The following is an 8,859-nucleotide window of genomic DNA, read 5'->3' as shown; positions in this document are numbered from 1 at the left end:
CGGCACCCGCCTCGCCAGCGCCGGCTGGGACGGCAGCGCCCGCGTCTGGCGCACCGCCAGCGGCGACCCCGTCGGCCCGCCGCTTGGCGGCCACGGCGCGTGGATCACCGCCCTCGCCTTCAGCCCCACGGGCGACAGCCTTGCCGCCGCCGGCGCCGACGGCACCCTGCGCCACTGGCGACCCGCCACCGGCGAGGCCATCGGCGAGCCCCTGCGCGGCCACACCGACCGGGTGCTCGCCGTCGCCTTCAGCCCCGACGGCCGCCAGATCGTCTCCGGCAGCGCCGACGAAACCCTGCGCCGCTGGGACGCCGCCACCGGCCAGCCCATCGGCGAAGCCATGGAAGGCCACCACGGCTGGGTCACCAGCCTCGCCTTCAGCCCCGACGGCCGCTACCTCGTCTCCGGCAGCTGGGATCGCACGCTGCGCCTGTGGCGCGCCGACACCGGCACGCCCGTCGGCGAAGCCCTCGAGGGCCACGCAGCCCGCATCCGCCAGGTGGGGTTTCGCGACAACGGCCAGTTCTTCCAGTCCGTCGGCCACGACGGTGCGCTGCACCTGTGGGCCGCGCCGCTACGCTGGCAAGACATGCTGTGCGCCAAACTCACCCGCAACCTCACCACGAGCGAATGGCAGAACTGGGTCTCGAAGGACATCGGCTACGAGGCGCCCTGCCCACACCTGCCGTCGGGCGCCCGGCCATGACGGCGGCCCGGCTCAATCCGCGTTCGCCGCCGGTGACACCGCCGATCCGGCCAGAATGCCGCCGTCGATGGTCAGCTCCGAACCGGTCATGTAGGTCGCCTCGTCCGAAGCCAGCATCACGCACAACGCCGCCACCTCGTCGGGGCGACCGAAGCGACCCGACGGGTTGGCGCGGCTGAACTCGGCCATCCGCCGCTCGCGCTCCGGCCCGCTGCCGAGCATCGGCTCCCACATCGGGGTCAGGATCGCCGCCGGGTGGATCGAATTGCAGCGGATCGGCAAGCCCTGCTCGGCGCAGTACAACGCCACCGTCTTGGTGTGGTTGCGGATGCCCGCCTTCGACGACGCATAGGCCGCCGCCCCGGGCACTCCCACCACGCCCGAACGGGACGAGATGTTGATGATCGACCCACCCCCGCCGGTGGCCCGCATCGTGCGAATCGCGTGCTTGCAGCCCAGGAAGGTGCCGTCGAGGTTGGTGCGGTGCACCCGCCGCCAGTCCTCCAGCGTCGCCTGCTCGGGGTTCTGCGACGCGGCGCTGTCCTCGAAGCCGGTGATGCCGGCATTGTTCACCAACGCGTCGAGCCGCCCCGCCTCGGCCAGCACCTGCGCCATCGCCGCCTGCCAGTCCGCCTCCTCGCGCACGTCGAGGCGCAGGTAGCGCGCGTGGCCGCCGATGGACGCCGCCACCGCGCGGCCGAGCGCCTCGTCGATGTCGGTGACGTAGCAGCGCGCGCCCTCCGCGGCAAAGGCTCGCGCCACCGCTTCACCGATGCCCCGCGCCGCGCCGGTGACCAGCGCGACCTTGTTTTCCAGACGTCCCATGGTTTGCCTCCTGGCAAGAATGAAAGTTCGATCAGCCCGTCATTATCCGCCCGCCCCGGCCGCCGCGACGCCCCCTTGCCAAGTCCGGGCCAGCGGCTAAAGTGACCCCCGTCGACCGCCGCCGGGCCCGCGCTGAGGCACCGGCCCTCCACCCCGCCTTCCAGCCAGGACCGCGATGAGCCCTCCGATCTTCTGGCGCGACCCCGCGCTTCCCCATGTCGAACTCCGCAAGGTCGAGGACGGCCGGTGCGTCTGCTATGCCCCCCACGCCCACGCGGAATGGTCGATCGGCGCCATCACCCAGGGCGAAAGCACCTTCGTGCGGGGCCCGCACAGCAGTCGCGTGGAAGCCGGCACCCTGGTGTTCATCAACCCCCACGTGGTCCATGCCTGCAACCCCATCGCCCAGCGCCCCTGGGCGTACCTGATGCTCTACCTGGACGCCCGCTGGCTTGCCGCGCTGCGGCACCGGTTCGGCCTGTCGGCAACGCCGGAATGGGTGGATCTCGCCCCGGACGTGCTGCGTCCAGGCCCGCACTTCGATGCCTTCGTCGCCCTCGCCCGGGTCTTGCTCGACCCACGCCCCGACGCCGAAACCAAGAACGCCCGCCTGGAGGACTTCCTCCACGCCCTGCTGCCCCAGCTCGCTGCGGCCGTGACCGAAGCCACCACGCCGCCGGGCCTGCGCGCCCTGGCCGACCGCCTCGACGCCCAATGCGCCGACGGCGTGCCGCTGGCCGCCCTGTGCCGGCAGGCCGACCTCAGCCCCGGGCACCTGATCCGCAGCTTCAAGCGTCACTTCGGCCTCACGCCCCACGCCTACGTCATCAACCGGCGCATCCAGCTCGGTCAGCGCGCCCTGCGGCGAGGGCACCCCATCGCCGAGGCCGCCCTGGAAAGCGGCTTCGCCGACCAGCCCCACTTCCAGCGCACCTTCAAGCGCCTGCTGGCCGCCACGCCCCGCCAATACCGCCAGGGCTCAATCGACGAGCAAGAAGCCGCAACTGGCCACGAGCAGGACGGCGAGCCCGCGGTTCACCCCACGTAGCGCGCCCGGCCGCGCGACGCGGTTGCGCAGCGCGGCCCCGGCCCCCACCCAACAGGCCAGCGACAGCCAGCAGATCGGGGCATACAACGCGGCGAACAAACCCAGCTCGTCGAGGGCGGCCGGACGGGTGTGGGCAGCGATCCCCGCCGCCGCGGCGAGCCACGCCTTGGGGTTGAGCCACTGCATCAGCGCACCGGTCAGCACGCCGGGCGCCGCCGTCTGGTGGCGTTCCGACAGCGCCCCGTCGTCACGGGCGAGCTGCCAGCTCAGGTACAGCAGAAAGGCGATACCGCCCCAGCGCAGCAACGCGGCCAGCGCCGGCAGCCGGGCCAGCAGCGCCGCCAGACCCAGGCCCACCGCCACGAAAAGCAGCAGGAAACCGCCCGTCGCGCCGCTCACGAACCCCAGGCTGGCACGCACCCCGAAGCGCGTCCCGCTACCGAAGCAGACCATGTTGACAGGGCCTGGGGAAATCGACGCGGCAAGGGCAAAGGCGGACATCGGCAAGACCAGCGAAAGGCTCATTCACGCACTCCGGAAGACTCGAATGCGCGCATGGTGCGGCCGGCCGGCACGCCCTGTATTGAACGAAATTGCCCGCCCGACGGGCGCCGGGCGGTGCTGGAGCCGATAAAGATTCGATCGCTCAGGCGACGGGCAGCCGGGCGATCACCTTGATCTCGAACTGGAAGCCCGACAGCCAGGTCACGCCGACGCCCGTCAGCGTGGGATACGGCGCCTCGCCCCAGTAGTCCGGCAGCACTTTCCAGACGGTGTCCAAGGTGTTCTGCGGATCGACCAGGAATGCGGTCACATCGACCACGTCGTCGAACGTGCATCCGGCAGCCGCCAGCACGGCATTGAGGTTGTCAAAAGCGCGTCGAACCTGGGCCTCCAAATCAGGCTCGGGGGAGCCATCCTCGCGGCTGCCGACCTGGCCGGACACAAAAAGAAAGCCGTCCGCACGCACGGCCGGGGAATAGCGGTTTCGTTCATACAGCGCTTGACGCGCTGCGGGGAATACAACATCACGGGATGAAGCCATGGCGAGTTCTCACTTTCCTGTCCGGCAACGTGTGCCGGACTGTGTTGGGGGGAGCTGGAAAACTCTACAAGCGGTCGCTGCCTCGATAAAGGGTCGATTCCCTCCAACATAATTCGTAGAATTCGAACAATAAGGATCAAATTTACAAAACAAAATGGACCGATTCGATGCGATGCGGGTCTTTGCGTGCGTCGTGGAAACGGGCAGCTTCACCAAGGCGTCGGAAACCCTCCACATCAGCCGGGCGACGGCGACCCAATTGGTGCAGCAGCTCGAGACACGCCTGCAGGCCAGGCTGCTCCACAGGACCACCCGCAAGGTCAAGGTGACGGTGGCGGGGCAAGGCTTTTACGACCGGGTGATCCGGCTGCTGGCCGATCTTCAGGAAGCGGAACATGGCGTTCTGGAAGGATCGGACAGGCTCGAGGGGCGCCTGCGGGTCGATGTGCCCAGCCCCCTCGCCCGATTGGTCCTGGTGCCCGCGCTCGCCGACTTCTACCAGCGCCACCCTGGCATTCAGATCGACATGCGGGTCAGCGATCGCACGTCCGACCTGCTGAACGAGAACATCGACTGCGTGATTCGGGGTGGGCCCATCACCGACCAGACACTGATCGCCAAACAGGTGGGCAAGCTCCGTCTGCAGACGTACGCCGCGCCTGAATACCTGCAGCGCACCGGGACTCCCGGTCATCCGGGCGAGCTGGATGGGCCCGCGCATCGCATCGTGGGCTACCTGTGGGCACACAAGAACCAGCCCGTTCCGTATCCGATGCGGCGTGGCGACGAGATCGTCAGCATCCGCGGCAACTATGCCCTTGCCGTCGATGACGGCAATGCCTATCTGGCGGCAGGCGTGGCCGGGCTGGGAATCGTATGGCTACCCGACTACATGGCCGAACCGGCCACCACCGAAGGCCGGCTGATCCCGTTGTTCACTGACTGGCAGCTGGATTCCATGCCACTGCATGTCGCGTTCCACCCGAGCCGGCGCGCCGATGCCAGGCTGCGCGCCTTCATCGCGTGGGTGGAGGAGCGCGTCGGCGCCATCGCCTGATAAAAAAACGGCACGGATGCCAGGCATCCGTGCCGTTTCCGCAACCAGGCAGTCCGGCACGCCGGACTGCCTACTCCCAACCGGGATTACTTGTTGCCGTGCAGCTTGAACACCCACACGGAACCGCCCTGTTCCAGGTAGTTCACGCGACGGGCCACATCGCCGCCCCACAGGGGCACCGCGCCACCCCAGCCGGAGACGACGGCCACGTACTGCTCGCCGCCTTCTTCCCAGGTCACCGGGGGCGCCACCACGCCGGAACCGGTCTGGAAGGACCAGACTTCCTTGCCGGTCTTGGCGTCCAGCGCCTTCAGGTAGCCCTCCGGGGTACCGTAGAAGGTCAGGTTGCCGGCGGTGGTCAGCGCGCCGCCCCACAGCGGAGCGAAGTTCTTGTTCTCCCAGACGATCTTGCCGGCAACCGGATCGATCGCGCGCAGCGAGCCGATGTAGTCGTCGTGCAGGGCCTTGATGGTGAAGCCCGCGCCCAGGTAGGCCGCGCCGCGCTTGTAGGAGACCGGCTCGTTCCAGATGTCCATGCCCCACTCGTTGGCCGGCACGTAGAACAGGCCGGTCTTCGGGTTGTAGGCGATCTGCTGCTGGTTCTTGCCACCCAGGAAGGACGGCGCTGCGAAGACGCTCTTGCCCTTCTTGCCGTCGCCGCCGGCGGTCGGGTCGCCCGGACGGTTCTCGTCCACGTAGATCGGGCGGCCGGTGCTCATGTCGAAGCCCTTGGCCCAGGTGATGTCCTTGACGAACGGGAAGATGTTGAGCGGCTTGCCGTTGGTGCGGTCGAGCACGAAGAAGAAGCCGTTACGGTCGGCCTTGCCACCGGCCTTGATGATCTTGCCGGTCTTCGGATCCTTGTAGTCGAAGGACACGAATTCGTTCACGCCGTCGAAGTCCCAGCCGTCGTGCGGGGTGGTCTGGTAGTGCCAGACGATCTTGCCGCTTTCCGGATCGATCGCGACGGTGGAGGACGAGAACAGGTTGTCGCCGGGGCGCAGGTGGCTGTTCCACGGCGCCGGGTTGCCGGTGCCCGCGAAGATCAGGTTGGTTTCCGGATCGTAGGTGGCGCCGTTCCAGGTGGCCGCGCCGCCGGTCTTCCACAGGTCGCCGGTCCAGGTGGCGTTGGTGGTGCCGGAGATGCCGTTCTCGACCTTCTCGCCGTTCACCCACTTGTAGCCCATGTTGCCTTCGACGGTCGGGCGCATCCACACCATCTTGCCGGTCTTGGCGTCGCGGGCTTCCATGCGGCCCTGCACACCGAACTCGCCACCGGACACGCCGGTGATGACCAGGCCCTTGACGATCAGCGGCGCGGCGGTGGCGGAGTAGCCGGCGGCGTAGTCGTCGATCTTGTCCTTCCAGACGACCTTGCCGGTGTCCTTGTTCAGGGCCACGAGCTGGGCGTCGAGGGTCGCGAAGATCACCAGGTCGCCGTGCAGCGCGGCGCCGCGGTTGACCACGTCACAGCAGGGCATGATGCCTTCGGGCAGACGGTGCTCGTACTTCCACAGCTTCTTGCCGGTCTTGGCGTCCAGGGCAAAGATGCGGCTATAGGAAGCCGTCACGTACATCTTGCCGTCGAACACCAGCGGCTGGGATTCCTGGCCGCGCTGCTTCTCGCCACCAAAGGAGAAGGACCACACCGGCACCAGGTCCTTCACGGTCTTGACGTTGACCTTGTCCAGCGGGCTGTAGCGCTGGCCCTGCTGGCCGAGGCCGAAGTGGACCACGTCACCGGCAGTCTTTGCATCGTTGAGGATGTCTGCATCGCTCACTTCCTTCGCCTGGGCTGCACCGGCAACCATCAGCGCAGCGGCGATGAGGGACATCGCGAACGGCTTTTTCATATTTTTGCTCCTTTGGATCATTGAATGTCTCCTTCGAGAAGGTGCTGAAGCCCACCCCGGCCGACCACCTCCCGGCCCGGCCCGAGGCACGCAGCACAGGTAATCCGCAAAAGCCGTGCCATCACGCACCCGCCGTGACGGGAAAATTTCACACGGGAAAAATTCCCGATATAAAACGGGTTATTGGCGCCAAAGATCAAATTTATGATCCAGCCGTCCTGCGGCGCTGTGCCGGCACGCGTCGTGCCGGCTGCTTCATTCCTTGTCATCTGCTCCAAACTGCAACAGCGCGGAGCTGAACACGTGGACACCGCGGCACAGCACAACCGGTCCGCCGATGGCCGGGACACGCCCGCCGGCCGCTGTTGTGGCCCGTTCGACGGGCAGGCACAAAGCTTGCAGAAAGCCCCCCATCACAGAGCGCGTCGCCAACGAGCAGACCGCCGACAGGAGACAGAGTTGAAACGACATCACGCCCTCGTGGCGGCGGCGTTCGCCGTCGTCTGCAGCCTGGCCACGGCCACCCCCGGCGCCCCCCGCGCCGCCACCGATCCCCTCGACTCGCCCCGCTGGGGCGACATGCGCAAGGAGTTCTTCCCGGCCACCGCCCGCGTCGTCTTCGACGCCCGGGTCAAGGTCGTCGCCCCCCTCACCGCCGAGAACGCGCTCAACGTACCGATCAGCGTCGACGCGGGCGAGCTGCCGGACGTGAAGGAGGTGATCGTCTTCGCCGACTTCAACCCGATCGTGCGCATCGTGCGCTTCGCCCCGGCCGGCGCCCACCCGGGCCTCGGCTTCCGCATCAAGCTGCAGCAATCCTCCCCGGTACGCGCCGCGGTGCGTACCGGCGACGGCACCTGGCACGTGGGCGGCACCTGGGTGAACACCACCGGCGGCGGCTGCACCCTGCCCTCCACCGGCAGCGGCTCGCCCGAATGGCAGAAGCGCCTCGGCGAAGTGAGCAGCCGCGTGTGGGCGCGCAAGGAAGGCGGCGAACGGGTTCGCCTGCGGGTGGTCCACCCGGAGGACACCGGCCTCGCCGCCGGCATCCCGGCCTTCTTCATCCAGAGCCTCGACCTCGCCGACGACGCCGGTCGCGCGCTGATGCACATCGAGGGCTTCGAGCCGCTGGCCGAGAACCCGGTGTTCACCGTCGACATCCCCGCCGCCCGCGCCGCCGCCAGCTACCGGGTCAGCGGCCGCGACAACAACGGCAACGCCATTTCCGCGGTGATCGAAAAATGAAGCGCCTGACCCGCAGCCTCATCGCCGCCTTCACCCTCGGCTGGGCCCTGCTGCTGGCCGCCGCCGACATGGACTACGGCCTCGCCCCCGAGCAGATCGCCCCGGACACCTGGGTGCTCACCGGCCGCAGCGAGGATTTCTCCACCGGTAACGGCGGCAACATCGTGAATACCGCCTTCGTCGTCACCGAGGCCGGCGTGGTGGTCATCGACAGCGGCCCCTCGCGGGCCTATGGCGAGCAGCTACGCCGTGCGATCGGCCGTATCACCCCCAAGCCGGTGGTGCTGGTCGTGGACACCCACCACCACCCCGATCACTTCCTCGGCAACCAGGCCTTCCCGCCCGACACCCTCGCCGCGCTGCCCGGCACCCGCCATGGCATCGACACCGAAGGTGGCGCCCTCAACGAAAACATGTATCGCCTGGTGGGCGACTGGATGGCGGGCACCGAGGTCGTCACCCCCGCCCGCAGCCTGACCGCCGGGCCGCTCGAAATGGGCGGCCACCGCTTCGAGCTGCTCGCCCTCGACGGCCACACCGCCGCCGACCTGGCGATCCTCGATCGCAGCACCGGCGTACTCTTCGCCGGCGATCTGGTCTTCAACGACCGCGCACCGACCACGCCCCACGCTAACCTGTCCGCCTGGCAGAACGCCCTCGGCACCCTCGAAAAGCTGCCCTTCAAGCGCCTCGTGCCTGGTCACGGCCCGGTCGCCCGCGACGCCGCGCCGATCCGCCAGACCCGCGCCTGGCTCGCCTGGCTCGACCGCCGCCTGCGCCAGGCCGCCGACGAAGGGCTCGACATGACCGAAGTGCTGGCCCTGCCGCTGCCCCCCGAGTTCCGCCAGCTCGCCGTGGCCGACGCCGAGTTTCGCCGTTCGGTCGGCCAGCTCTACCCGGCCTACGAGCAGCAGGCCCTGCGATGAGCCCCCTCGCGCTCTCTGCCCCCGCCGCCACGCCGCGCCTGCCGCGGCCGCTGGTCCTCGCCGTCGGCGCATCGGTCGGGCTGCACCTGCTCGCCCTCGCCTGGCAGCACGCCCCCCGCCTCGCCGCCGACACGCCCCCGCCGCCCCTCCACGT

Annotated in this window: 9 protein-coding genes; 5 read left to right on the top strand and 4 right to left on the bottom strand. The window is 68.7% G+C overall.

Translation table 11 applies throughout. The features are described from left to right. Positions 1–706 (top strand): WD40 repeat domain-containing protein (locus ACE3P2_RS03205; RefSeq protein ID WP_374260939.1); only part of this gene is annotated, 706 nt, incomplete at its 5' end. Positions 707–718: 12 nt separating this feature from the next. Here the strand turns inward: ACE3P2_RS03205 and ACE3P2_RS03200 are convergent. Further along, positions 719–1,531, bottom strand: coding sequence for a glucose 1-dehydrogenase (locus ACE3P2_RS03200; RefSeq protein ID WP_374260937.1), 813 nt, complete (start codon positions 1,529–1,531; stop codon positions 719–721). A 175-nt stretch (positions 1,532–1,706) separates the two neighbouring features. Between ACE3P2_RS03200 and ACE3P2_RS03195 the strand changes: the two genes are divergently transcribed. Further along, on the top strand, positions 1,707–2,579 hold the full coding sequence (locus ACE3P2_RS03195) for an AraC family transcriptional regulator (protein WP_374260935.1): 873 nt from the start codon (positions 1,707–1,709) through the stop codon (positions 2,577–2,579). Here the strand turns inward: ACE3P2_RS03195 and ACE3P2_RS03190 are convergent. Beyond that, entirely contained in the window at positions 2,511–3,104 is a 594-nt protein-coding gene (locus ACE3P2_RS03190) for a LysE family translocator (protein WP_374260932.1), read from the bottom strand. The two genes, ACE3P2_RS03195 and ACE3P2_RS03190, sit on opposite strands and share 69 nt — an antisense overlap. Before the next feature lie 121 nt (positions 3,105–3,225). Next, positions 3,226–3,624, bottom strand: coding sequence for a RidA family protein (locus ACE3P2_RS03185; protein ID WP_374260930.1), 399 nt, complete (start codon positions 3,622–3,624; stop codon positions 3,226–3,228). Positions 3,625–3,778: 154 nt separating this feature from the next. On the opposite strand from ACE3P2_RS03185, the gene ACE3P2_RS03180 reads away from it, so the two are divergent. Continuing rightward, positions 3,779–4,681: a LysR family transcriptional regulator gene (locus ACE3P2_RS03180; RefSeq protein WP_374260927.1), complete on the top strand. Its 903-nt coding sequence runs from the start codon at positions 3,779–3,781 to the stop codon at positions 4,679–4,681. Positions 4,682–4,767: 86 nt separating this feature from the next. Here ACE3P2_RS03180 and ACE3P2_RS03175 read toward each other — a convergent pair whose 3' ends face one another. Next, complete coding sequence (locus ACE3P2_RS03175) at positions 4,768–6,534, bottom strand: PQQ-dependent methanol/ethanol family dehydrogenase (RefSeq protein WP_374260924.1); 1,767 nt, start codon at positions 6,532–6,534, stop codon at positions 4,768–4,770. A gap of 459 nt (positions 6,535–6,993) precedes the next feature. Between ACE3P2_RS03175 and ACE3P2_RS03170 the strand changes: the two genes are divergently transcribed. Further along, positions 6,994–7,779, top strand: coding sequence for a quinoprotein dehydrogenase-associated SoxYZ-like carrier (locus ACE3P2_RS03170; RefSeq protein ID WP_374260922.1), 786 nt, complete (start codon positions 6,994–6,996; stop codon positions 7,777–7,779). Next, the gene (locus tag ACE3P2_RS03165; RefSeq protein ID WP_374260920.1) at positions 7,776–8,705 is read left to right on the top strand and encodes a quinoprotein relay system zinc metallohydrolase 1; all 930 of its coding nucleotides are present in this window, start codon (positions 7,776–7,778) and stop codon (positions 8,703–8,705) included. Before ACE3P2_RS03170 ends, ACE3P2_RS03165 begins: the two co-directional genes overlap by 4 nt. The last annotated feature ends 154 nt before the right edge of the window (positions 8,706–8,859 follow it).

Origin of the sequence: Zoogloea sp. (assembly GCF_041911615.1) — a bacterium.
GTDB lineage: Bacteria > Pseudomonadota > Gammaproteobacteria > Burkholderiales > Rhodocyclaceae > Zoogloea.
The sequence above is the reverse complement of the archived record's forward strand: the minus strand, read 5'-3'. Positions and strand labels throughout refer to the sequence as shown.

Excerpts from the sequence above, each read along its gene's own strand:
- ACE3P2_RS03185 (WP_374260930.1), bottom strand. The coding sequence starts at position 3,624 with ATGGCTTCATCCCGTGATGTTGTATTCCCCGCAGCGCGTCAAGCGCTG.
- ACE3P2_RS03165 (WP_374260920.1), top strand. The coding sequence starts at position 7,776 with ATGAAGCGCCTGACCCGCAGCCTCATCGCCGCCTTCACCCTCGGCTGG.
- ACE3P2_RS03200 (WP_374260937.1), bottom strand. The coding sequence starts at position 1,531 with ATGGGACGTCTGGAAAACAAGGTCGCGCTGGTCACCGGCGCGGCGCGG.
- ACE3P2_RS03195 (WP_374260935.1), top strand. The coding sequence starts at position 1,707 with ATGAGCCCTCCGATCTTCTGGCGCGACCCCGCGCTTCCCCATGTCGAA.
- ACE3P2_RS03175 (WP_374260924.1), bottom strand. The coding sequence starts at position 6,534 with ATGAAAAAGCCGTTCGCGATGTCCCTCATCGCCGCTGCGCTGATGGTT.
- ACE3P2_RS03180 (WP_374260927.1), top strand. The coding sequence starts at position 3,779 with ATGGACCGATTCGATGCGATGCGGGTCTTTGCGTGCGTCGTGGAAACG.
- ACE3P2_RS03190 (WP_374260932.1), bottom strand. The coding sequence starts at position 3,104 with ATGAGCCTTTCGCTGGTCTTGCCGATGTCCGCCTTTGCCCTTGCCGCG.